This window comes from Phycicoccus sp. Soil803 (genome assembly GCF_001429685.1).
GTDB lineage: Bacteria > Actinomycetota > Actinomycetes > Actinomycetales > Dermatophilaceae > Pedococcus.
Genome location: NZ_LMST01000001.1, coordinates 2,775,315 through 2,798,118, shown reverse-complemented (window position 1 = coordinate 2,798,118; position 22,804 = coordinate 2,775,315). Strand labels below are relative to the sequence as shown.

The following is a 22,804-nucleotide window of genomic DNA, read 5'->3' as shown; positions in this document are numbered from 1 at the left end:
GTCGGTGGTGCACCTCGGAACGGGGAAGCACGTGGCACGTCCGCTGATCGGGACCAAGCTCTACATCCCGCGGCCACGACAGGGGCTGGTGGCTCGGCCCAGGCTGCGCGACGTCCTGCACACGGGGGAGCGGGTGCGAATGGCCCTCGTGTCCGCACCGGCCGGGTTCGGCAAGACGACCCTGGTGTCCGACTGGGCACAGCAGACGGCATCCAGCGGGCGAGCGGTCGCCTGGGTCTCGCTCGACCCGTCGGACAACGAGGCCGCGGCCTTCTGGGCCTACGTCGTCGCCGCATTGCAGCGGGTGGTGACTGGTCTCGACCCAGGGGCGGTGGTGCGCATCGAGTCCGGGCCGATGTCGCCGGAAGCACTGCTGACGCCCCTGGTGAACGGCCTGGGCGCGGCGCCCGACGAGGTCTGGCTCGTGCTCGACGACTACCACGTGATCGTCGACCCGGAGGTCCGCACGGGAGTGACGTTCTTCCTCGAACACCTCCCGGCGAACGTCCACGTCCTGGTCAGCACGCGCGCCGACCCGGACCTTCCCCTGCCCCGCTGGCGGGTCCGCGGCGAGCTGGTCGAGGTTCGCGCCGCGGACCTGCGCTTCACCTTGGCCGAGACCACGGCCTACCTCAACTCCGTTGCGGGACTGGGGCTTTCCCACTCCGACGTCGCGTCGCTGGAGCAGCGCACCGAGGGATGGATCGCCGCGCTCCAGCTCGCCGCCGTGTCCATGCGCGGGCGCGCTGACCCGAGCGGCTTCGTCTCGCGGTTCGCCGGCACGGACCGCTACGTCGTGGACTACCTCGTCGAGGAGGTGCTGGCCCACCAGCCCGAGCAGGTCCGCGACTTCCTGCTGCAGACCGCGGTGGTGGATCGCCTGACCGGCCCCCTGTGCGACGCGCTCACCGGTCGCACCGACGGCCAACGCGTCCTCGACCTCCTCGACCGCGCCAACCTCTTCCTCGTCCGGCTCGACGACGACCGGCGGTGGTACCGCTACCACCACCTCTTCGCCGACGTCCTCAAGGCGCACCTGCTGGCCGACCACCCGGAGCTGGTCCCGCTGCTGCACCGGCGGGCCAGCCGCTGGTACGAGGAAAAGGACCTCACCGACGACGCGGTCCGCCACGCGCTCGATGCCGGGGACTTCGACCGCGCGGCATACCTCATGGAGCTCGCGGTGCCGGCGATCAGGCGACACCGCCGCGAAACCCTCCTGCTCGGCTGGCTCAAGGAGCTGCCCGACGCGACGGTCCGGCGCAGCCCGGTGCTCAGCGTGTTCTACGGCTACCTGCTGATGGTGTCCGGGGACCTCGACGCAGTCGGGGAACGGTTCGATGACGCCGAGCGGGCCCTCGCGGCCGGCCCCGACCCGGCCCTGCCGTGGGCGGACACCGACGACCTGCGCACCTTGCCCGCCACGATCGCGGTGCACCGCGCGGCCATCGCCCAGGCGCATGGGGACGTCGCCGGCACCGTCGCCCAGGCCACCCGCGCGCTTGCGCTGGCCGGACCCCAGGACCACCTCGCCCGGGGCGGGGCCGCGGGTTTCCTCGGGCTCGCGGCGTGGGCGAAGGGCGACGTGGGGACGGCGTCCGACACCTTCACCGCAGCGGTGGCGAGCCTGCACGCGGCCGGCAACACGGTCGACGAGCTCACCAGCACCGTGGTCCTCGCCGACCTGCTGATCGCGGCGGGTCGGCCGGCCGAGGCGCGTGGACTGTACGAGCGGGCCCTGGAGCTGGCGGAGGCGCACGGCGAACCAGTCGCCCGGGCCACGGCCACCCTGCACGTGGGGCTCAGCGAGATGGACTGTGACGCAGGGGACCTCGACGCCGCCACGCGCCACCTCGACGCTGCCGCCTCTCTGGCCGAACGGGCGCCGATGACCGAGAGCCTCCACCGGTGGTTCGTGGCCAGGGGTCGCGTGGCCGCGGCGGGTGGCGACCGGTCCGAGGCGGTGGCGCTCCTGACCCAGGCGGAGGAGGCCTACCGTCCGGGGTTCTTCCCCGACGTCCGTCCCATCGCGGCGATCAGGGCTCGGGTGTGGATCACGGCCGGCGACCTTCCGCAGGTGGCTCGCTGGGCGGGGGAGCGCGGCGTGACCACCGATGACAGCGCCGACTACCTCCGCGAGTTCGACCACCTGACGTTGGTGCGGCTGCTGGTCGCCCGACACCGCGCCGACCCCGATGCCGACCCCGGCACGCTGGACGAGGCGCTCGGCCTGTTGCGGCGGTTGGCCGACGACGCGCGGGCCTTCGCACGCGGCGGCAGCCTGCTGGAGATCGCCGTGCTCAGTGCCGTGGTCACCGACGCTCGTGGCGACCGTGCGGCTGCCGTGGGCCTGCTCGCCCAGGCGTTGGCCGACGCAGCCGAGCCCGAGTCGTCCGTGCGGCTCTTCCTCGACGAGGGCGCCCCGATGCTCGAGCTGCTGCGTGCCGTCGAACGGCACGACGCTGCCGGGCCAGGGGGAACAGCCGCCGCGCGCGCCCGGCTCATCCTTGGTCGCGGGGGCGCCCCCGCCGGAGCCGCCGGCCGTGCGCGGCAGCTGCCGGCGACAACAGAGCTGCTGAGCGACCGTGAGCTCCAGGTGCTCCGGCTGCTCGACAGCGAGCTGACCGGGCCGCAGATCGCCCGCGAGCTGTTCGTGTCGCACAACACGCTGCGGACGCACACCAAGCACATCTTCACCAAGCTCGACGTCAACACCCGTCGGGCAGCGGTCCGCAGGGCCCGCGAGCGGGGCCTGCTCTAGAGATCACCCCCGCAGGTCACATCGTTGGGTGACGCCAGGTCATCCTGCCGGCTCCTACCTTCAGGACATCCCCCGCGGCGCCTCGCCGAGGACCTCGACCCAGGAGCCAGTCATGACCATCACCACCAGCAAGCTGATCCGGGCCGCCGGCCTCTGCGCCGTGGTTGCGGGAGCGTTGTTCATCGCCGTCCAGGTCAAGCACCCGCCGATCGACGTGGCGTTCGTCTCCACGACCGAGTGGAAGGTCCGCCAGGGCATGAAGGTGGTGATGGCCGTCCTGTCGCTGGCGGGCATCACCGGGATGTACCTCCGCCAGGTGAAGCAGACTCGAGTGCTCGGGCTGCTCGGCTACGTCCTCTTCGCCATCGGCTACCTCCTCATGCTGGCCATCGAGATCGTGGGTCTGGTCGTCCTGCCCTCCATCGCCGACACCTCACCCGGCTACGTCGCCGACGTCGTCGCCGCAGCCACCAACGGCAAGGCGGCCGGTGACATCGGGCTCATGGGTCCGCTCAGCGCGGTCAACGCCGTGACGTACCTGCTCGGTGGCTTCCTCTTCGGTGTCGCGCTCTTCCGAGCCAACGTCCTCGCCCGGTGGGCCGCCGCCCTCCTGTCCGCGGGCACCGTCGCCACGATCGCGATCCCCTTGGTGCCACAGCTGAACTTCCGGCTCTTCGCCCTCCCCATCGGTGTCGCGATGGTCGGCCTCGGCTACAGCCTGTGGCGTGAAGGCCGCGCCGGGACCGCGGGTCCGGTCGCGCCGACCAACGCAGGCGCACGGCACGACCTGGCCGGCGCCAAGTGACCAGCCTCCTTCGTGCGGCGCCCACCCGGCCGGCCCGGCCGACCGGGTGGGTGCCCTACGCGCTGGTCGCGCTGAGCGGCATACCAGTCGTCGCGGGCACCCTGCGCCTGGTGGAGGTGTTCGGTGGTCCAGAGGTCCTGCCGCACAACGCGCGGATCTCCGCGTCGCCCGCGCCGGTCGTGGTGCACGTCCTCAGCGTCATCCCGTATGCCGTCCTCGGCGCCTTCCAGTTCTCCGCCCGGCTGCGTCGTCGCCGGCCCGGCTGGCACCGGGCGGCCGGTCGCGCTCTGGTCGCCCTCGGTCTCGCAGTGGCCTTCTCCGGTCTGTGGATGACCCTGTTCTACCCGCGCCAGACCGACACCGGTGTGCTGGCCTACCTCTTCCGGCTGGCCGCCGGGTCGGGCATGGCGGCCAGCATCACGCTCGGCTTCGCGGCCATCCGACGCGCCGACGTCGCCACCCACCAGGCCTGGATGACCCGGGCCTACGCGCTCGCCCTCGGGGCCGGCACGCAGACCTTCACCCTCGGCCTCGCGCATGCCCTCCTCGGTGACGCGTCCCCGTCGACCGACCTCGGACTCGGGGCCGGCTGGGCGATCAACCTCGCCGTCGCGGAGCTGGTCATCCGCCGTGGCAGGAGTCCGCGCCGCCGTGGTCCTGCGGGTGGCACGAGTCGCCCCGGCCGCCCGGGCAACTTGGTCGCTCGGGTGGGCTCGCCGTGAACCAGCCCGATCGCCGGCCAGCGCCGACCCGCTACCGGCTGCAGGTCGACGGGCACCTCGGGGATCACTGGGGCTCGTCGTTCAACGCGTTCACCATGACCCACGAGAGCGACGGCACCACCACCCTGACGGCAGAGGTCGCCGACCAGGCCGAGCTGCACGGACTGCTCGACCGGGTCCGAGACCTGGGGGTCACCCTGCTTCGCGTGGAGGTCCAGCACCTGCAGGCCGACGGTCGCTGATCGCACGGGTGCGAGAGGGTCCGGCGAGGCTCTGACCTGCGGTTTCTCGAATTGACAGCGCTGAGAGAAGTAGGACAGTCTTCAACCACCGCATGACGCGGCCGCCCATCGAGGCCAGGCCGCCGCCCCTCAATCCGAGGTGTCGAGTGTCTAAACAAGGGCCATTGCGCGGGATTCACCATCAAGCCTCCGAATGCTCGGAGGAAACAGGAGTCCTCATGGCTACGACCACCAACCACGACGTCACCACCAACCACGACGTCACCACCCGCGGCAACCGCCACGTGTCGACCGAGACCCGTCCGGCTGCCCGCACCACCGAGCTGATCGCCTACGTGGCCGCGGTTCTCGCCGTGGCGCTGACCGCGCTCGTCGTCGGTGACGGTGGCGACGGCGGCGCCGACCCGTTCAGCGCCGAGCAGGCCCTTCGCTACATCACGTTCCTGACCATCGGCTACATGATCGCTCGTGGCCTGGCCAAGTCCGGGACGCGCGGCAACGCCAACAGCGACCACGACGCCTGACCTGACGGTTGCTGACCTGACCTCGCGTCAGGTCACGGCGTGACCCGAGAACGCCCTCACCCCTGGTGGGTGGGGGCGCTCTCGGCCGCTGGCGTGCAAACGCGAGAGGACGTCACCGCCGAAGCCGCGCTTCTGGACACCGACGATGCGCCGCAGGGGTCTTACCCGTCATTGCGAGGTCGAAGCACGGGCCATCCCCGGGAGGCTGCGTCGCCGCATGCGTTCATCCCCTTCGTCCTCCGTCGGCACCCAACGAAGAACGGGTGAGTCCCCGCTACTGGTCCGGTGGGGGCTCGCTCGTTGCTCGCTCGTTCGTACGAGTGGGGGCGACGTTGGTCCGGAGGGCCTACGCCCTCGAGACATTCGGGACGCCAGAGTTCGAGCTGCTCGCCCGCCTGGACGAGCCAGCCGCTTGGACCCGGCCTGACGAGCTTCCTGACTACCGCCGGCCGGGGATCGGTCTTTCGATTTCCCCAACTGACTGCGGGAAGTCTGAGGCACCGGCACACTGGCCGCCATGAGGGGACTCTTCGAGGGCTGGCACATCATCGTGCTGATTGGCTTCGTGCTGTGGCTCTGGGCCCTTGTCGATGCCCTGCGGCGTCCGGACCAGCAATGGAAGGCAGCTGGTCAGAACAAGGTGCTCTTCGTCGTGCTCATAGTCATCCTGGGATGGCTCGGCGCGTTGCTCTACGCGGTCATCCCGCGGCCGGCTCTGGCGCGTCAGGTCTCGTCATAGAGTCAACACATGGGAGGAAGACGTCCCGCCCACGCCTGCCGGTAGGCGTTCTTCAATGGGCTGTCAGAGGGCTCTCCTCGTCGGAGTCAACCTTCTGGCGGAGGACGCCGACGGCTTGGTTGTGGTCCGCTGGCAACGTGACTTCCGCTCGCCTGATCGCGGCCACCCTGGCCATGGTCACCTCCGCCAGCCTGGCGGTTGGCTCCGCGGCCCCGGCGGACGCCGTCACCACGAGTGCCCGGTCACTCCTGTTCAAGATCAGCGTGGCGGCGGAGAACAACGCGAGCTACGACAGGGCCAGGTTCCAGGACTGGATCGATGCCAACGGCGACTGCCAGAACACCCGCGCCGAGGTCCTCATCTCCGAGTCGCTGGTTCCGGTCTCCTACACGTCCAGCAACCGGTGTTACGTCCGGGCCGGCAAGTGGGTCTCCAAATGGGACGGACGCACCTGGACCAACCCTGCGGACGTCGACATCGACCACCACGTCGCCTTGGCCGAGGCATGGGGCTCGGGGGCCCGCTCCTGGACCACCACCGACCGCCACCGGTACTCCAACGACCTGTACTACCCGAACCTGAACGCCATCACGGACAACCTCAACTCGTCCAAGGGCGCGTCCGATCCCGCGCAGTGGCTGCCTCCGCGGACGTCCTCCCGGTGCCTCTACGCGATCTACTGGGTGCAGATCAAGTACCGATGGCGGCTGACGATGGACTCCGCCGAGCGCAGCAAGCTCTCCAGCATCCTGTCTGGCACCTGCGGCTCGCGCGCCGTCACCATTCCGGCAAGAGCGCGCTGACCACCGCTGGCAAGGCTTCCTCGCCACGGGTCCACGACCCGTCGCGCGACTAGCCGACCGTGGTGCTGAGCCACTGCGCCTCGGCCTGGGCGATCTGTCCCGCGGCCTGGGCGATGAGCGCGAGGGTGCGCTGGCGTTCGGGATCGGACTCCCGCAGGGCCTCGGCGAGCGTCTGCCGGGCGGTGTCGATGTCGGCGAGGAGGTTCGGGACGGTCACGGGAGTCTGCATGCAACCGCACAGTAGCGAGGCTCGCCACGCCACGCTCGCGGTGCGCGGTCGGGGCCTGGCTCCGCTGGGTCAAACCTGGGTGAGCCCCCCACTCTCCGTGGTTAGCACACGCGGTCAGTCCGGGCGCAGGCCCCTTGTGTTGCCATCGCTGACGACCTCATGGGCGACGACCTGCAGCTTGCGGTTGGAGTCTTGGCTGGCCTTGCTCAAGATGTGGAAGGCGGCTGCTTCGCTGACCTTGCGCTCCGCCATCACGATGCCTATCGCGGCGCCGATCTTGCGCGACGACTGCAGGGCGTGACTCAGGTGTGCCGCGTGCTCCTCGCTCAGCAGCCCATCGGCCTGCAGCTGGGCGATCACCTCTCGATCCACGTCGAATCGGGCCTCGAGGGCGTCCATCCTCGTGTCGTGCGCGATGCCCCGGTCATCACTCGCATCCGCCCGAGCGGAGGCCTCCTCGGCCCCTACCTGCAAAGCGTCGATGTCGGCCCGGTTACGAGCCACCTGAGCGCTCAGTTCCTCCAGGGTCCGCTGCGACTCCGAGTCGGTCGCGCGTCGCCCCCCATTCTTGGTGTGCACAGTTTGCTGACTCACAACTACCTCCTGGAAAACACCCTGAACTTCTCCCAGGTGGGAGGGCCGCGCCTTGACCTGAGCACACAGTAGATCGGCGTGTGCGGCCAGACAAGTCCGGACAAACACGGTTCACGAACCCTCGACAGCGGCGCCCAGCTCGTCACTGCCAGGGCGAGCGGGCTCACCGCTGATTTGGGGATTGCGCGGGGCGCATGCACCTCGCCGAACTGGGTGGCGGGCCGAAGACCGGGGAGCTCGGCGTGTAACAGGGAGGCTCCGGCGGTCGCTTTACCGTTGTGCCGGTTGTGCCGACTGACGTCTGGCCGATCCGTCTGGCGGACAGGAGTCCCCTCCAACGCAAGGAGTCACCCCAATGGCCAGAGACGATCGTCACGCCCGCGAAACTCGTCGCACCTACCGCACCACTCCCGCCTGGCAGGACCTCGCGCTCTTGAGCCTCATCGTCGTGGTCGGGGTGGGAGTGTTCCTGACCTGGACGAAGTTCAGGTGAGCGGCCCCCGGCGGTGATGGCCTCACCCGCGCCCGACTCCGCAGGAACATTCGAGTTTGAGCCAGCCTCTCCACGGGTAACGATGCAGGTACCGCGGCCTGAGGTTGAGGTTTCCGATCCCCCTCGTGCCCTCCCNCCTTGCAGGGGCTCCGCGGCCCGGGCGCAGGAGGGACACGATGCCCGGGTCGCGGTCCCGGCGCTCGGACGGGCACAGGTGGCCCGACGCAGACGAGTCCGCCCGCGCTGCCGTTGGTGCAGTGATGGCAGCGCGAGCGGACTCGCTGGGCAGATCTGGCTCGCTCGTTCCTCGCTCGGCTCAGATGTCGCTGTGTCTTCGTTCGATATCTGACTTCGCAAGCTCCGTCAGATATCGAAGTACATCTCGAACTCGTGCGGGTGCGGGCGGAAGCGGATCGGGTCGACCTCGTTCTTGCGCTTCCACTCGATCCAGGTCTCGATGAGGTCCTTGGTGAACACGTCACCCTCGAGCAGGAACTCGTGGTCGGCCTCGAGGGCGTCGAGCACCTCGGGGAGCGAACCGGGGACCTGCGCGATCGCGTCGTGCTCCTCCGGCGGCAGCTCGTAGAGGTCCTTGTCCACCGGCTCCGGGGGCTCGATCCGGTTCTTTATGCCGTCCAGGCCGGCCATCAGCATCGCCGAGAAGGCCAGGTACGGGTTGGCCGACGGGTCCGGCACGCGGAACTCGACGCGCTTGGCCTTCGGGTTGTCACCGGTGATCGGGATGCGGATGCAGGCCGAGCGGTTGCGCGCCGAGTAGACCAGGTTGACCGGGGCCTCGTAGCCGGGGACCAGGCGGTGGTAGGAGTTCACCGTCGGGTTGGTGAACGCCAGCAGCGCCGGGGCGTGCTTGAGCAGTCCACCGATGTACCAGCGGGCGATGTCCGACAGGCCGCCGTAGCCGCGCTCGTCGTAGAACAGCGGCTCGCCGTCCTTCCAGAGCGACTGGTGCGAGTGCATACCCGAGCCGTTGTCACCGAAGATCGGCTTCGGCATGAAGGTGACGGTCTTGTCGCCCTTCCACGCCACGTTCTTGATGATGTACTTGAACTTCAGCACGTCGTCAGCAGCCTGCTTCAGCGTGTTGAAGCGGTAGTTGATCTCCTGCTGGCCGGCGGTGCCGACCTCGTGGTGGGCGCGCTCGACCGTGAGGCCGGCGTCCTGGAGGGCCAGCGTCATCTCGTCGCGCATGTCGGCGAAGTGGTCCACCGGCGGCACGGGGAAGTAGCCACCCTTGTAGCGGGTCTTGTAGCCCTTGTTGCCACCCTCCTCCTCGCGACCGGTGTTCCACGCGGCCTCGACGGAGTCGATGAAGTAGTAGCTGGCGTTCTGCTTGGTCTCGAAGCGCACGTCGTCGAAGACGTAGAACTCGGCCTCCGCACCGAAGTACGCGGTGTCGGCGATGCCGGTCGACTTGAGGTACGCCTCGGCCTTGGCCGCGATGTTGCGCGGGTCGCGCGAGTACTCCTCGCCGGTGAACGGGTCGACGATGGAGAAGTTGAGGATGAGCGTCTTTTCCTTGCGGAACGGGTCGAGGTACGCGCTCGTGGGGTCCGGGATCAGCTTCATGTCGGACTCGTGGATCGCCTGGAAGCCGCGGATCGACGACCCGTCGAACATCTGGCCTTCCTTGAAGAACTCCGCGTCGAGGCTCTTGGCCGGCACGTTGAAGTGCTGCATCACGCCGGGCAGGTCACAGAACCGCACATCGACGAAGATGACGTCCTCGTCCTTGATGAACTTCAGGACCTCGTCAGCATTGCTGAACAAACCAACCTCCTGTGGTGGGGCGGGCGAAACCGCCCATGACTCAACTGGTGTCGCCGTCGACCCTAACGGGTGGGGATTTCTCGCCCATGACCCGAATGTTTCACGGGTGTTACGACGTGAGAGGCTGGCGCCGTGGTGGACCGCAAGGACCTCGGGTCCTGGCTCGAAGGCCCGGGTTCGCGCTCAGGCGCCCCCTCGGCATACCCCGGAGAGCGACTGGGTATGCCGCGCACCGGCCGCGGTTCGATCGCCCGGTTCGGGCGGCGCCTGGTCGGCGTCGTGATCGACTGGACCGCCTGCCAGCTCATCGCGGCAGCGTTGTTCGACGTGCCGCTGCCGTTCGCCGGCGTGGCCTCCGGCAACGACACCCTGATCCTGCTGGGCCTGTTCGCGCTCGAGCAGCTGCTGCTCGTGGGGACGGCCGGCTACACGCTCGGCCACCGGGTCGTCGGCCTGCGCGTGCTGTCGCTCGACGGCCAGCGCGCGAGGCCGTTCCAGGTGGTGGTGCGCACCGTCCTGCTGTGCCTGTTCCTCCCGGCGATGTTCTGGGACAAGGACGGCCGCAGCCTGCACGACAAGGCCGCCGGCACCCTCATCGTCCGCACCTGAGCGGCGCGGTGAGGGTCAGCGGCGGGTGAAGACGTCGCGGATCCGGCCGGTCGCGTCGGTGAGGATGTCGATGATCTCGCGACTCTGCTCACTGGTCAGCCCGTGCCGCTTCCACGCCGTGCGCGCCTCTGCGCGCAGCTCGGCCACCGCCTGCTCGAGGTCGCGGATCGCGCTGGGGTCACTGCCCTTCCACCCGTTCCACGACTCCTGCCCACCGACGGGGGTGGCGGTGCGGCGGGCCTCCTGTGCGGCAGCCCTGAGCTCGGCACGCAGGTCCTTGGTCTGGCCACGGACGCGGGAGCGCACCTGCTCGGCGAGCTCGCGCACCGAGAGGTCGAGGTCGGACTCCAGGCTCGACAGCTCGTCCTGACGGTCCCGCACCTCCTGGCGCCCCGCCTCGGTGATCCGGTAGATCGCCTTGCGTCCCTCGTCGGCCCGCTCGACCAGCCCTTCCTCCTCCAGCTTGGCCAGCCTCGGGTACACCGTGCCGGCGCTGGGGGAGTAGAGGCCGTTGAACCGGTGCTCGAGGTCCTGGATGACCTCGTAGCCGTGCCGCGGCCCCTCGTTGAGCAGCGCCAGCAGGTAGAGCCGGAGCTGGCCGTGCGCGAAGACCGGGCTCATGCGGACGCCCCATCCGGCTGGGCAGCCACGGCGCTCCTGAGCACCACGACGTTCCCGGAGACGGCGTTGGCCTTGACGCGCAGGCTGCCGTCACCGTCGGTGAGCCGGTTGCCTGCCGTGTAGGAGTGCTTGTGGATCGCGTGCCCGTCGATGACGACCTGCCCCGAGGCGGTGTTGGCGGTCACGTCGTAACCGCCGTGGGGGGCCCGTACCGTCACGTCGCCGGAGACGGAGGTCGACTTGATCGAGGCCGCGCTGTTGAGCAGGTCCAGCGCCACGTCGCCGCTCACCGTGCTGATGCTGACCTCGGGCACGTCGCTCTGCTGGGCGGTGACCGCCCCCGAGACCGAGTGCACCTTGAGGCGCCCGCGGACGTTGCCGCACTCGACCTCACCGCTGACCGTGTTGATGTCGACGTCGCCGACCACGTCGTCGATGGTGATCGACCCGGAGACGGTGTTGGCCTTGGCCCCGGCTCGCATGCCGGCCAGCAACCCGCTCGCGCTCACCGTGCTCACGGAGGTCTCCGCCTCCTCGGGGATCGAGATGCTCAGGGCGACGCGGTTGCGCTCGAGGCCGTCGAAGGCCTGCCGCACCCGGTCGAGGATGCGGGTCGAGTCGACGCCGTGGGTGATCTTGAGCTTCCACCCGTCCCAGGTGACCTTGACCGGCATACCCTCGATCTGGGCGATCTCGACGCGGGCGGTGGGGGAGTCGGTGTGCGTGACCACGTCGACGCGACCGCCGACGACGGCGACGCTGAGCCGCCCGACCTTCTCGCCGTCGCCTCCGATGTCGAGCACCCGGGGGGTGTCGATCGACCATTCCTCGCTCATGGGGGGTCCTCTCGCTGGCTGTGCTGTCACGGTGGGCCGTGCTGGCCCAGAGTCACGCTATATCGCGTTGTCGATATTCACGTTATATCGCGTATGCCGCGTCGCGCAACCCCTGCTCACGCACTCGCTGCCAGACTGGTCACCGTGAGCCGCATCGCCCTCTGCACCTGGTCCGACCCCATGTACGACGACCCCGAGCCGCCGGCGATCGCCGACGAGCTGCGCGGCCTCGGTCACGACGCCGAGGTGGTCGTCTGGCACGACCCTGGCGTCGACTGGGCCTCGTTCGACCTGGTCGTGATCCGCTCGACCTGGGACTACTTCGACCGTCTCGACGAGTACCTCGAGTGGGCGGACCACGTGGACTCCGTGTCGCGGATCATCAACAGCCCCACAGTGATTCGTTGGAACTCCCACAAGGGCTACCTGCTCGAGCTGGGCGAGGCCGGCATCCCCGTCCTGCCCACGCTGGCCCTCGCCAGGGGGGCGGCGGACCCCGTCGAGCGCATGGTGGCGACCGGCTGGGGCGAGGTGGTGATCAAGCCGGCGGTCGACGGCGGAGCCAGGGGCGCCCTCAAGGCGCCTGCCGGGTCGCCGGAGGCGGGCGCCCACCTGCTCGTCCTCGTCGAGGCGGGCGACACGATCGTCCAGCCGTATGCCGCGGGGGTGGAGGCGGGGGAGGTGTCGCTGTTCTTCTTCGGCGGCAAGCTGTCGCACGCCGTGCGCAAGGTGCCCAAGCCCGGCGACTACCGCGTGCAGGCCCTGCACGGCGGCTCGGAGGTGGCGCACACGCCGACCGAGGCCGAGCTCGACGTGGCCAGGAGGGCGATGGCCAGCGCTCCCGACGCGCTGGTCTACGCCCGGGTCGACCTGGTCGACGTCGACGGGCAGCCGGCCCTGATGGAGCTCGAGCTCATCGAGCCCGACCTCTTCCTGCGGATGTCGCCGGGCTCGGTGACCCGGTTCGCGAGCGCCGTGGCGGCAGTGCTGGAGCCCGTCGGCTCCCTCAAGGTCACGGAATGATCACGAAATGAGAACGCTCCCACGGAACTCTTGACCCGGCAGCCGGCCCGGTCCCACGCTGTTCGGGAGCGCTCCCATAAGGGGGCCCGACGAAAGGTGCAACGGTGCACTCACGCTCTCGCTGGCTGGTTCCCGCAGCCGCAATGATCGCTACGGCCGCCCTCACCGCCGCCTGCGGTGGCGACAACGGCGGCTCCACCTCATCCGGCGAGAAGGTCACGCTGCGGGTGAGCACGTTCGGCAAGTTCGGCTACACGGACCTGTACACGCAGTACATGAAGGACCACCCGAACGTCACGGTCGTCGAGACCGCCGAGGGCGACCTCGGCAAGTACAACACCCAGCTGATCCAGCGGATCGCGGCCGGGTCCGGCGCCGGCGACGTCGTGGCCATCGAGGAGGGCCAGGTCGTCAACTTCCTCCAGAGCGCCGACAAGTTCGTGAACCTGCAGCAGTACGGCAGCAACGAGCTCAAGGACAACTGGCTCCCGTGGAAGTACGCCAACGCCACGACCGCCGACGGCAAGACCACCATCGGGCTCGGTACCGATGTCGGCGGCCTGGCCATGTGCTACCGCAAGGACCTGTTCGAGAAGGCCGGCCTCCCCACCGACCGCGTCGAGGTCGGCAAGCTGTGGCCCACGTGGGACGAGTACATCGCCACCGGGCAGAAGTACCAGGCCGGGATCAAGGACGCGAAGTCGCACTTCGTCGACAGCGCCACCAACACCTACAACTCCATCCTCATGCAGTCGGGTGACCACACCTACTTCGACCGCAGCGACAAGCTGGTCATCGACAGCAACCCCGCGGTCAAGTCGGCCTGGGACGAGTCGCTGAAGATGGTCGACACCGGACTCTCGGCGAAGCTCAAGGCCTTCTCACCGGAGTGGAACGCCGGGTTCAAGAACGGCTCGTTCGCCACGCTCGCCTGCCCCGCGTGGATGACCGGCTACATCAAGGACCAGGCCGGTGCCGCGAACTCCGGGAAGTGGGACATCACCACGATCCCCGGCGGTGGCGGCAACTGGGGCGGCTCCTGGCTCGGCGTGCCGACCCAGAGCAAGCATCAGAAGGAAGCCGTCGAGCTCGCCAAGTTCCTGACGACCGGTCAGAGCCAGCTCGCGGCGTTCAAGGCGGCGGGGAACCTCCCGTCCAACCCCAAGCTCTACACCGAGGCGGCCCTCAAGGACGCCAAGAACGACTACTTCAACAACGCCCCCGTCGGTGAGCTGTTCGTCGCCGGCGCGGCCAACCTGAAGCCGGTCTACCTCGGTGCCAAGAACCAGCCGGTCCGCGACGCCGTCGAGAACGCCCTGCGCGCCGTCGAGGGCGGACAACGCACGGCGGCCGCAGGCTGGACCGAGGCCATCGCGGCCGCCCAGAAGGCAGCGAAGTAGCCGCACGCCCGCGGCATACCTCAGCTGCGGTCGGGTGCCGGCGCTCTCGCGAGCCGGCACCCGACCGCCACCACCCAGCACCACCAACGACCTGCCACAGCACCACCCACCCGAGGGAGATCCGTGACCACCACGACGCCCGAGAAGGTCGCCGGCGCAGCCCCGCCGGCGACCGGCTGGCGGCAGCGGCTCCGGCGAGCCGACACCCGTCTGTCGCCCTACGCGATGGTCTCGCCGTTCTTCATCCTGTTCGCGGTCTTCGGCCTGTTCCCGCTGGTCTACACGGCCTGGGTCTCGACCCACGACTGGAGCCTGCTCGCGGGTGACCAGGGCTGGCTGGGCCTCGGCAACTACCGCGAGCTGATGCAGGACAAGGACTTCTGGAACGCGATGCTCAACACCTTCGGGATGTTCGTCGTCGCCACCATCCCGCAGCTGGTCCTCGCGATGGTGCTGGCCCAGATGCTCAACTCGCGGCTGAGGGGGGCGACCTGGTGGCGGATGGGCATCCTGCTCCCGAACGTCACGTCGGTCGCCGCGGTCGGGATCATCTTCACGATGATGTTCAGCCGGGACTTCGGGCTGTTCAACTGGATCCTCGGCCACGTGGGGGTCGACCCGATCGCCTGGCAGGACCACCGCTGGTCGTCGTGGCTCGCCATCTCGACCATGGTCGACTGGCGCTGGACCGGCTACAACGCGCTGATCCTGCTGGCCGCGCTGCAGTCGGTGCCGACCGAGATCTACGAGGCGGCGCGCATCGACGGGGCCAACGGCTGGCGCACCTTCCGGTCGATCACGGTGCCGATGCTGCGCCCCACCCTCATCTTCGTGTCCGTGGTCGCCACCATCGGCGGCACCCAGCTGTTCACCGAGCCCCTGCTGTTCAACCCGGGGGCGAACTCCATCGGGGGCGGCACGACGGGGCAGTTCCAGACCGCCGCGATGTACCTCATCCAGCAGGCCTTCACCGGTCAGCGGTTCGGCTACGCGGCCACCATCGCGTGGGTGCTGTTCCTGTTCATCGCGGTCTTCTCGGCGGTCAACGTGCTGCTGCTGCGGCGCATCCGGTCGGCGGAGTGAGGCGACGATGACCCAGATCCAGCTCTCCGCCCCCGTGCCCCCGGTCGCCGTTCCCGTGGTCGAGGCGCCCAGCCCCCGGCGTCGTCGGTCCCTGGCCAGGCTGGCCGCCCAGAGCAGCGGTGCCACCCCGGCCAGCAAGCTCGTCTACCTCTGCCTGGCGATCTCGGTCCTGCTGTCCGCCGGACCGCTCTACTACATGGTCGTGATGGCCTCGCGGCCCAACAGCGACATCACCTCGGTGCCGCCGCCGCTCACCCCGGGTGACCAGCTCGGGACCAACATCTCGCGCGTCTTCGCCAACCAGGACGTCATCTTCGGGCAGGCGATGGTGAACTCGGTGCTGGTCGCCGGCGTCGCCACCGTCTCGGTCGTGGTGCTCTCCGCGCTGGCCGGGTTCGCGTTCGCGAAGCTGCGGTTCCGGGGACGGAATGCATTGCTGCTCATCGTGATCGGCACCATGATGGTCCCGGTCCAGCTCGGTCTCGTGCCGCTCTACATGCTGATGGGCAAGCTCGGCCTGGCCGGCACCCTGCCGTCGGCGCTGCTGCCGTTCCTCGTCAGCGGGTTCGGGGTCTTCATGATGCGGCAGTACGCCGCGCAGGCGATCCCGAACGAGCTCATCGAGGCGGCCCGGGTCGACGGGGCGTCGACGTTCCGGATCTTCTTCTCGGTGGTCTTCCCGATCCTGCGGCCGGCCGCGGCGGTGCTGGGGCTGCTCACCTTCATGGAGCGCTGGAACGACTTCCTGTGGCCCTACCTGACCCTCGACGCCGAGCACCCGACGGTGCAGGTCGCCCTGTCCAGGCTCTCGGGCGGCTACTACACCGACCAGGCGCTGGTCATGGCCGGGACCCTGCTCGGGACCCTGCCGCTCGTCATCGTGTTCATCGTGTTCGGCCGCCAGATCATCGGCGGCATCATGCAGGGCGGAGTCAAGGGATGACCATGCCGATCAACCACCACCTGTCGCGCAGCGACTTCCCGGACGACTTCGCCTGGGGCGTGGCCACCTCGAGCTACCAGATCGAGGGCGCCACCTCCGAGGACGGCCGGGGACCGTCGATCTGGGACACCTTCTCGGCCACACCCGGTCGGGTGGTCGACGGCGACAACGGCGACGTCGCGGTCGAGCACTACCACCGCTACCCGCAGGACGCCGACCTGATGGCGAGCCTGGGCGTCGACGCCTACCGCTTCTCGATCGCCTGGCCGCGCGTGCAGCCGACCGGCTCGGGTCCGGTCAACCAGGCCGGACTCGACTTCTACAGCCGCCTGGTCGACAGCCTGCTCGAGCGCGGCATCACGCCGTGGGCCACGCTCTACCACTGGGACCTGCCCCAACCACTCGAGGACCTGGGCGGCTGGCCCGCCCGCGACACGGCATACCGCTTCGCGGAGTATGCCGCGCACGTCGCCGACGCCCTCGGCGACCGGGTCAAGCACTTCATCACCCTCAACGAGCCCTGGTGCTCGGCCTTCCTCGGGTACGGCAGCGGGCGGCACGCGCCCGGTCGAGCGGACGGCGCCGACGCCCTGGCCGCCGCGCACCACCTCATGCTGGGGCACGGGCTCGCAGTGCAGGCGCTCCGGGAGCGGGTGCCGGACGCGAAGGTCGGGATCACCCTCAACCTCTACCCGGTCGCGGGGGCCCACGACGGGCCCGGGGTGGACGACGTGGTGCGTCGCATCGACGGGCTGTCGAACCGGTGGTTCCTCGACCCGGTGCTGCGCGGCGCCTACCCCAAGGACGTCGTCGAGGACGTGGCCCACGTCAGCGACCTCGCGTTCGTCGCCGACGGCGACCTCGAGACGATCAGCGCCCCGCTCGACTTCCTCGGGGTGAACTACTACACCCGCCACGTGGTGGCGCCCGGGGCGTTCCCCGGCTCGGGCGTCGTCGACTTCACCGACCGCGGGCTGCCCACCACCGCGATGGGCTGGGAGGTGGACGCCGACGGCCTGTTCGACATCCTCACGCGGGTGACCCGCGACTACGGCGACCTGCCGCTGGTGATGACCGAGAACGGCGCGGCCTTCGACGACGAGGTGGGGCCGGACGGGGAGATCCACGACCTGCGCCGGATCGACTTCCTCGCCGCGCACCTCGAGGCGGCGTCGCGTGCCGTGGCCGCGGGGGTCCCGCTCGCCGGGTACTTCGCGTGGTCGCTGATGGACAACTTCGAGTGGGCCGAGGGCTATGCCAAGCGGTTCGGCCTCGTGCACGTGGACTTCGAGACCCAGGAGCGGACGGTCAAGGACAGCGGACGCTGGTATGCCGCGTTCCTCGCCGGTGACCGCAGGCAATACTGACCCCATGAGGCACAGCTCGTGAGCAGCGGCACCGGCGGCCAGCCGACCCTCGAGGAGGTGGCGGCCCGCGCAGGCGTGGGTCGCGGCACCGTCTCGCGGGTGGTGAACGGGTCGCCGCAGGTCTCCGAGCGCACCCGCGTCAGGGTGATGCGAGCGGTCGACGAGCTCGGCTACGTGCCCAACATGGCGGCCCGCGCCCTGGTGACCCGCCGGACCGGCGCCATCGCCCTGGTGATCAGCGAGCCCGAGGAGCGGATCTTCGGGGAGCCGTTCTTCGCCGGCGTGGTCCGCGGCATCACCACCGTGGTGGGGGAGGCGTCCCGGCAGCTCGTGCTCGCTCTCGTGCAGACCCGTGAGCAGGTCGACCGTCTCGACACCTACCTCACCCCCCAGCACGTCGACGGGGTGCTGATGCTCTCGGCCCACGACGCCGACACGCTCCCCAGTCGGATCCAGGGCCGCGGCCTGCCGATCGTCTTCTGTGGCCGACCCGGACAGGCCGGGGAGATGAGCTACGTCGACGTCGACAACACCGGCGGCGCGCGGGACGCCGTGCGGCACCTGGTGTCGAGCGGCCGCGAGGTGGTCGCCCTCATCGCGGGACCGCAGGACATGATCGCCGGTCGCGACCGCCTCGACGGCTACCGCCAGGCGCTGGCCGCGGCGGGCCGGGAGGTCGACGAGTCCCTGATCGAGGTCGGCGACTTCAGCGAGGTCAGCGGTGCCTCGGCGATGACCGCGCTGCTGGAGCGACGACCTGACATCGACGCGGTCTTCGCGGCCAGCGACCTGATGGCGCTGGGCGCCCTGCGCGTCCTGCGCGAGGCGGGCCGCAGCGTGCCGCAGGACGTGGCGCTGGTCGGGTTCGACGACGGCCCGCTCGCAGCGGTCGCGAACCCTCCGCTGACGACGGTGCACCAGCCGATGGAGCAGCTCGGCCGCGAGATGGCGACGATGCTGCTCGCCCAGATCAGTGCCGGGGGAGTGTCCGTCCCCGAGCAGCTGGTCCTGGACACGTCACTGGTCGAGCGCGCCTCCGGCTAGCGGCCCTTCCGCAACCTGGGCGCCCTCCAGGGGGCTTGGGTCGCGCTGGATGGTCAGCGGCCGCGCATCGCCTTGCGGTCGACCCGCGCCTTGTTCGGGTCCATGCCCGCGGGGATCGGCGGACGCAGGCCACCCAGCGACTTGAGCCGCTTGTTGACCGCCGACACCTCCTCCTTGGTGAGGACCGGCTTCATGCGGGTGATCTTGCTGCCCAGCTTGCGGATCGGCACCTGGTCGGCGCCGTCGCCGACGACGACCGAGGTCACCGGCACACCGGGGGCGACCCGCTCGACCTTCTTGCGCTCCTGGGTGAGCAGCTTGGTGCGGCGCGCGTCGGGGCCCTCGCCGATGAGCACGATCCCGGGACGTCCCAGCGCGCGGTAGACGAAGGCCGCCCCGGCGACGTCCTCGGGGCGGGTGCCGCGGGCGCCGTCGACGGCCACCGGCTGCTGGTCGTAGAACCAGCCGCGACGCAAGGCGCCGAGCGCCGCGCCGGCCGCACCGGGCTGGCCCTCGAGCGAGCGGTAGGCCGCCCGCTCCGCCATCCGGGACAGCACGAGGGTGGCGGCGAGCAGACCGACCGGCACCGAGAGGAACAGGGCGTACTTCCAGTGGCCCAGCAGCGCGCCGATGCTCACCCCGACGGCGATCACCGCGAGGAACGCCAGCAGCATCCACCACGGGATCGTGGGGTCAGCCTTGCGCGAGGCCGTGAAGACCTGACGGATCTGGGCGAACCGGCCCGGCTTCTTGGGCGTGTCTGACTGCTGCGTTTCCTTGCGGGCCATGAGGGTCAGGATACGGGTGTCAGGCGGGGGCGCCCAACACGCCCGGCTGGCGTGCGGCCAGGAGGGACGACGCCTCCTGGCGGGCGGGGTCACCGGCTGCGTCAGCGAGGTGCTGGAGGTGCTCCGGGATGTCGCGACCCCACTTGCGCATGGCCGTGGCCCACAGGCGTCCGGCGCGGTAGGACGACCGGACCAGCGGCCCGGCCATGACGCCCTTGAAGCCCATCTCCTGGGCGACGTCGCTCCAGTGCACGAACTCCTCGGGCTTGACCCACCGGTCGATCGGGTGGTGCAGCTTGGAGGGGCGGAGGTACTGCGTGATGGTGAGGATGTCGCAACCGGCGTCGTGCAGGTCGCGGATCGCCTGCTCCACCTCGTGGTCCTCCTCGCCCATGCCCAGGATGAGGTTGGACTTGGTGACGAGCTCGGCCTCGCGCGCCATGGACAGGACCTTGAGCGACTTGTCGTAGGTGAACGCGGGACGGATCTGCTTGAAGATGCGGGGCACGGTCTCGAGGTTGTGCGCGAAGACCTCGGGCCGGGCGTCGAACACCTGGCCCACGAGCTCGGGCTTGGCGCCGAAGTCGGGCGGCAGGATCTCGACGCCGGTGTTGGGGTTCTTGGCGTGGATCTGGCGGATCGTCTCGGCGTAGAGCCAGGCGGCGCCGTCGGGCTGGTCGTCGCGCGCGACCCCGGTCACGGTGGAGTAGCGCAGCCCCATCTGGGCGACCGACTCGGCAACCCGGCGGGGCTCGTCGCGGTCGAGTGCCTCGGGGCGACCGGTGGCGATGTCGCAGAAGTCGCAGCGGCGGGTGCAGACGTCACCGCCGATGAGGAAGGTGGCCTCCCGGTCCTCCCAGCACTCGAAGATGTTGGGGCAGCCGGCTTCCTGGCAGACCGTGTGCAGTCCCTCGGTCTTCACCATCGAGTGGAGCTTGGTGTACTCCGGACCCATCTTCGCGGTCGTCCGGATCCACTCGGGCTTGCGCTCGATCGGCGTCTCGGCGTTGCGCGCCTCGACGCGCAGCAGTCGGCGGCCCTCGGGTGCGATGGTCACGAAGACTCCCTTGCCTTCCGTTCGGTGCGCCGCCAGCAGCAGGTATGCCGCGGGGCACGGGTGCGCCCGGAGGTCACCGGGCGTCCATCAAGACTACGCCTGCCCGCGGAGGACTATTCCCGCGCCTCACCCCCCGGCCGCCCCGCCCCCCTCCCGCCCTGTTGGAAGCGAAACTTCCGGATATCCGGAGGTTTCGCTTCCAACAGGGCGGGAGGCAGGGGGGTCAGGCGCTGACCTTGCGGCTGTGGAAGAGCACCCGGGTCAGCAGGTCGACGGTGGGGCCGACGAACAGCGACACGAGGAGGGTGCCCGGGCCGACGGCGGCTCCGAGGGCCCAGCCGCCGAGCGCGCCCACCGCCTGCAGGACGGTGTAGCTCCACTTGAACGGCAGGGGTGGGTCGAAGGCGATCGCGGCGCCCTCGGCCGGACCTGCGCCGGTGTGCGAGGCGAGGTAGCCGGCCACCCCCAGCGCGAGCAGGACGAACGCGACGGCGAGCTCGACGAACCTCGACCCCAAGGCTTCCGGGGTGGGCAGCAGCGGCGAGACGGCGCTCACGGTGCCGCCCACGACGACGGTCTGCACGAGGGTGCCGACCCCGGGCCGGGTGCCCCGGCTCCATGCCAGCGCGATGAGCAGGATCCCGACCCCGAGGTTGACGACCACGAACGGCAGCCCCGAGGTCGAGGTGAGGCCCGAGATGAGCGTGGAGTAGCCGTCGGAGCCCAGGGCGGCGTCGAGGAGGACGGCGACGCCGACTCCGAGGACGGCACAGGAGAGCACGAGCTGGACGAGCCGTCGGGTGAGCGACGCGTGCGCGGCCGGGTCCTCGTCGACCGGGTCCTCGTCGACCGGGTCGTCGACCGGACGCCTCGACTCGGCCCGGCTCTCGACGGCCCCGGCGTCCGCGGGCTGGTCAGGCACCGGAGGCGAGGACGTCGCCCAGGTGCTTCTCGGCATACGGGAGCACGTCCTGGACGGTGACCACGCGGCCGGCCTCGCGGGTGATCGAGCTGACCCCGGCGTCGTCGATCCCGCACGCGATGATGTTGTCGGCCCACGACAGGTCGGCGTCGCAGTTGAGCGCGAAGCCGTGCATGGTGACCTGGCGGCTGACCCGCACCCCGATCGCCCCGAGCTTGCGGTCGGGGCCACGGTCGTCCGCGAGCACCCACACGCCGCTGCGCCCGTCGACCCGGGTCACCTCCACGTCGAACTCGCGGCAGGTGCGGATCATCACCTCCTCGAGGCGACGCACGTGGGCCACCACGTCGATCGGCACGCCGTGCAGGCGGACGATCGGGTAGCCGACGAGCTGTCCGGGACCGTGCCACGTGATCAGCCCACCCCGGTCGACGTCGATGACAGGGGTGCCGTCGAAGGGACGCTGGTGCGGCTCGGTGCGCTTGCCAGCGGTGTACACCGCGGCGTGCTCGAGCAGCAGGACGGTGTCCTCCGCGCCGTCGACCACCGCTGCGTGCACCTCGCGCTGGTGCGCCCACGCCGCCTCGTAGTCGACGAGCTCGGGGGCGAATCCCACGTGTTCGAAGCGCATGGGAGCCAGCGTACGCCGAGCGGTCAGGGGGTTCGGAGCCGGCGCGGTTCGATCCGCTCCTCGACGGCCCGGTCGCCCTCCCGCGAGACGACGAACGCCCCCTTGCCGTCCTGCTCGCTGACTGCCTCGACGAGCTCGGTCCCGCGGTAGACGAGGCCGACCCCGTCGTCGGTGCAGTGGGTGGTCGGCAGCGTGCCGTCGGCGACGAGCTGGTGCACGAAGGGGCGTCGTCGCGCCTCGGAGTCGTAGTGCACGCCGTTGCCGTAGGGCAGGAAGCCGAGCCCGTTGGTCACGGCGCGCAGCTCGGGGCCGAACGAGTCGGTCGTGCCCCCGGTGTACCAGCAGATCGAGCCGGCCGAGACGCCGGCCAGGACCACACCGGCCTCCCAGACCCGGCGGAAGACGCCGTCGAGCTCGTGCACCCGCCAGACCGCCAGCAGGTTGGCGACCGAGCCGCCGTTCACCCACACGACGTCCTGCTCGAGCAGGTGACCCTCGAGGTCGTCGAGGTTGGGCATCGGGAAGAGGTAGAGGTTGCTGAAGTCGAAGCCGGCCACCCGAGCCGCCTCGACCATGTCGTCACCGAGCCAGCGCTGGTCGCCGCTGGCCGTGGGCAGGTGCGTCACGCGGGGGCGCCCGGTCGTGCCGGACAGCTCGACCGCGTGGTGGATCAGCGCGTTGAACTCGAACGAGGTGCGCTGGGCGCGACGGTAACCGCCGGAGGTGGCCAGGATCGTGGGCTGGTCAGCAGGCATGGCCCGACTCTAGGAGGGCCCTGTG

Annotated in this window: 25 protein-coding genes; 15 read left to right on the top strand and 10 right to left on the bottom strand. The window is 70.0% G+C overall.

What is annotated here, in order from left to right; genetic code table 11:
* Nucleotides 1–31 precede the first annotated feature (31 nt).
* The 7 genes from ASG95_RS12865 (at nt 32) to ASG95_RS12835 (ending at nt 6,596) form a co-directional block, all read left to right on the top strand.
* Nucleotides 32–2,761: a LuxR C-terminal-related transcriptional regulator gene (locus ASG95_RS12865; protein WP_057378903.1), complete on the top strand. Its 2,730-nt coding sequence runs from the start codon at nt 32–34 to the stop codon at nt 2,759–2,761.
* A gap of 112 nt (nt 2,762–2,873) precedes the next feature.
* On the top strand, nt 2,874–3,566 hold the full coding sequence (locus ASG95_RS12860; protein ID WP_057377724.1) for a hypothetical protein: 693 nt from the start codon (nt 2,874–2,876) through the stop codon (nt 3,564–3,566).
* A complete protein-coding gene (locus tag ASG95_RS12855; RefSeq protein ID WP_200961914.1) occupies nt 3,563–4,288 on the top strand; it encodes a DUF2306 domain-containing protein in 726 nt (241 codons plus the stop codon). Before ASG95_RS12860 ends, ASG95_RS12855 begins: the two co-directional genes overlap by 4 nt.
* On the top strand, nt 4,285–4,530 hold the full coding sequence (locus ASG95_RS12850) for a hypothetical protein (RefSeq protein ID WP_057377723.1): 246 nt from the start codon (nt 4,285–4,287) through the stop codon (nt 4,528–4,530). Before ASG95_RS12855 ends, ASG95_RS12850 begins: the two co-directional genes overlap by 4 nt.
* Before the next feature lie 218 nt (nt 4,531–4,748).
* A complete protein-coding gene (locus ASG95_RS12845; protein ID WP_057377722.1) occupies nt 4,749–5,054 on the top strand; it encodes a hypothetical protein in 306 nt (101 codons plus the stop codon).
* Between the two features lie 517 nt (nt 5,055–5,571).
* Nucleotides 5,572–5,793, top strand: a complete 222-nt coding sequence (locus ASG95_RS12840) for a PLDc N-terminal domain-containing protein (RefSeq protein ID WP_057377721.1) — start codon at nt 5,572–5,574, stop codon at nt 5,791–5,793.
* 137 nt (nt 5,794–5,930) lie between these two features.
* The gene (locus ASG95_RS12835) at nt 5,931–6,596 is read left to right on the top strand and encodes an HNH endonuclease family protein (protein WP_057377720.1); all 666 of its coding nucleotides are present in this window, start codon (nt 5,931–5,933) and stop codon (nt 6,594–6,596) included.
* Between the two features lie 49 nt (nt 6,597–6,645).
* Here ASG95_RS12835 and ASG95_RS12830 read toward each other — a convergent pair whose 3' ends face one another.
* Entirely contained in the window at nt 6,646–6,825 is a 180-nt protein-coding gene (locus ASG95_RS12830) for a hypothetical protein (protein ID WP_056920700.1), read from the bottom strand.
* Nucleotides 6,826–6,939: 114 nt separating this feature from the next.
* Nucleotides 6,940–7,224: an ANTAR domain-containing protein gene (locus ASG95_RS21370; protein WP_157582031.1), complete on the bottom strand. Its 285-nt coding sequence runs from the start codon at nt 7,222–7,224 to the stop codon at nt 6,940–6,942.
* 550 nt (nt 7,225–7,774) lie between these two features.
* On the opposite strand from ASG95_RS21370, the gene ASG95_RS21365 reads away from it, so the two are divergent.
* Nucleotides 7,775–7,912 (top strand): hypothetical protein, encoded by a 138-nt coding sequence (locus tag ASG95_RS21365; protein WP_157582028.1) that lies wholly within the window; start codon nt 7,775–7,777, stop codon nt 7,910–7,912.
* 363 nt (nt 7,913–8,275) lie between these two features.
* Here ASG95_RS21365 and glnA read toward each other — a convergent pair whose 3' ends face one another.
* Nucleotides 8,276–9,700: a type I glutamate--ammonia ligase gene (gene glnA, locus ASG95_RS12820; protein WP_057377718.1), complete on the bottom strand. Its 1,425-nt coding sequence runs from the start codon at nt 9,698–9,700 to the stop codon at nt 8,276–8,278.
* A gap of 132 nt (nt 9,701–9,832) precedes the next feature.
* Here glnA and ASG95_RS12815 point away from each other — a divergent pair, with 132 nt between their 5' ends.
* Nucleotides 9,833–10,309, top strand: a complete 477-nt coding sequence (locus ASG95_RS12815) for an RDD family protein (protein WP_057377717.1) — start codon at nt 9,833–9,835, stop codon at nt 10,307–10,309.
* A gap of 15 nt (nt 10,310–10,324) precedes the next feature.
* Here ASG95_RS12815 and ASG95_RS12810 read toward each other — a convergent pair whose 3' ends face one another.
* Nucleotides 10,325–10,930 (bottom strand): PadR family transcriptional regulator, encoded by a 606-nt coding sequence (locus tag ASG95_RS12810; RefSeq protein ID WP_057377716.1) that lies wholly within the window; start codon nt 10,928–10,930, stop codon nt 10,325–10,327.
* A complete protein-coding gene (locus ASG95_RS12805) occupies nt 10,927–11,766 on the bottom strand; it encodes a DUF4097 family beta strand repeat-containing protein (protein WP_057377715.1) in 840 nt (279 codons plus the stop codon). The genes ASG95_RS12810 and ASG95_RS12805 overlap by 4 nt, the downstream gene beginning before the upstream one ends.
* Nucleotides 11,767–11,910: 144 nt before the next feature.
* Between ASG95_RS12805 and ASG95_RS12800 the strand changes: the two genes are divergently transcribed.
* The 6 genes from ASG95_RS12800 to ASG95_RS12775 all read left to right on the top strand — a co-directional run bounded on the left by ASG95_RS12800 (nt 11,911) and on the right by ASG95_RS12775 (nt 18,626).
* The gene (locus tag ASG95_RS12800) at nt 11,911–12,789 is read left to right on the top strand and encodes a RimK family alpha-L-glutamate ligase (RefSeq protein WP_057377714.1); all 879 of its coding nucleotides are present in this window, start codon (nt 11,911–11,913) and stop codon (nt 12,787–12,789) included.
* Nucleotides 12,790–12,932: 143 nt separating this feature from the next.
* Nucleotides 12,933–14,189: an ABC transporter substrate-binding protein gene (locus ASG95_RS12795; protein WP_057377713.1), complete on the top strand. Its 1,257-nt coding sequence runs from the start codon at nt 12,933–12,935 to the stop codon at nt 14,187–14,189.
* A gap of 123 nt (nt 14,190–14,312) precedes the next feature.
* A complete protein-coding gene (locus ASG95_RS12790) occupies nt 14,313–15,272 on the top strand; it encodes a carbohydrate ABC transporter permease (RefSeq protein ID WP_235543844.1) in 960 nt (319 codons plus the stop codon).
* 7 nt (nt 15,273–15,279) lie between these two features.
* Nucleotides 15,280–16,215, top strand: a complete 936-nt coding sequence (locus tag ASG95_RS12785; RefSeq protein ID WP_082592586.1) for a carbohydrate ABC transporter permease — start codon at nt 15,280–15,282, stop codon at nt 16,213–16,215.
* A gap of 2 nt (nt 16,216–16,217) precedes the next feature.
* On the top strand, nt 16,218–17,582 hold the full coding sequence (locus ASG95_RS12780; protein ID WP_057378899.1) for a GH1 family beta-glucosidase: 1,365 nt from the start codon (nt 16,218–16,220) through the stop codon (nt 17,580–17,582).
* A gap of 18 nt (nt 17,583–17,600) precedes the next feature.
* Nucleotides 17,601–18,626, top strand: coding sequence for a LacI family DNA-binding transcriptional regulator (locus ASG95_RS12775; protein ID WP_056920709.1), 1,026 nt, complete (start codon nt 17,601–17,603; stop codon nt 18,624–18,626).
* Between the two features lie 53 nt (nt 18,627–18,679).
* Here ASG95_RS12775 and ASG95_RS12770 read toward each other — a convergent pair whose 3' ends face one another.
* The 5 genes from ASG95_RS12770 to ASG95_RS12750 all read right to left on the bottom strand — a co-directional run bounded on the left by ASG95_RS12770 (nt 18,680) and on the right by ASG95_RS12750 (nt 22,779).
* Complete coding sequence (locus ASG95_RS12770) at nt 18,680–19,414, bottom strand: DUF4191 domain-containing protein (RefSeq protein WP_056920710.1); 735 nt, start codon at nt 19,412–19,414, stop codon at nt 18,680–18,682.
* A 19-nt stretch (nt 19,415–19,433) separates the two neighbouring features.
* Entirely contained in the window at nt 19,434–20,471 is a 1,038-nt protein-coding gene (gene lipA / locus ASG95_RS12765) for a lipoyl synthase (protein WP_056920711.1), read from the bottom strand.
* Nucleotides 20,472–20,694: 223 nt separating this feature from the next.
* The gene (locus ASG95_RS12760; RefSeq protein WP_057377712.1) at nt 20,695–21,393 is read right to left on the bottom strand and encodes a YitT family protein; all 699 of its coding nucleotides are present in this window, start codon (nt 21,391–21,393) and stop codon (nt 20,695–20,697) included.
* A complete protein-coding gene (lipB, locus tag ASG95_RS12755) occupies nt 21,386–22,051 on the bottom strand; it encodes a lipoyl(octanoyl) transferase LipB (protein ID WP_255358350.1) in 666 nt (221 codons plus the stop codon). Before lipB ends, ASG95_RS12760 begins: the two co-directional genes overlap by 8 nt.
* On the bottom strand, nt 22,048–22,779 hold the full coding sequence (locus ASG95_RS12750) for a peptidase E (protein ID WP_057377710.1): 732 nt from the start codon (nt 22,777–22,779) through the stop codon (nt 22,048–22,050). The genes lipB and ASG95_RS12750 overlap by 4 nt, the downstream gene beginning before the upstream one ends.
* Nucleotides 22,780–22,804: the final 25 nt, after the last annotated feature.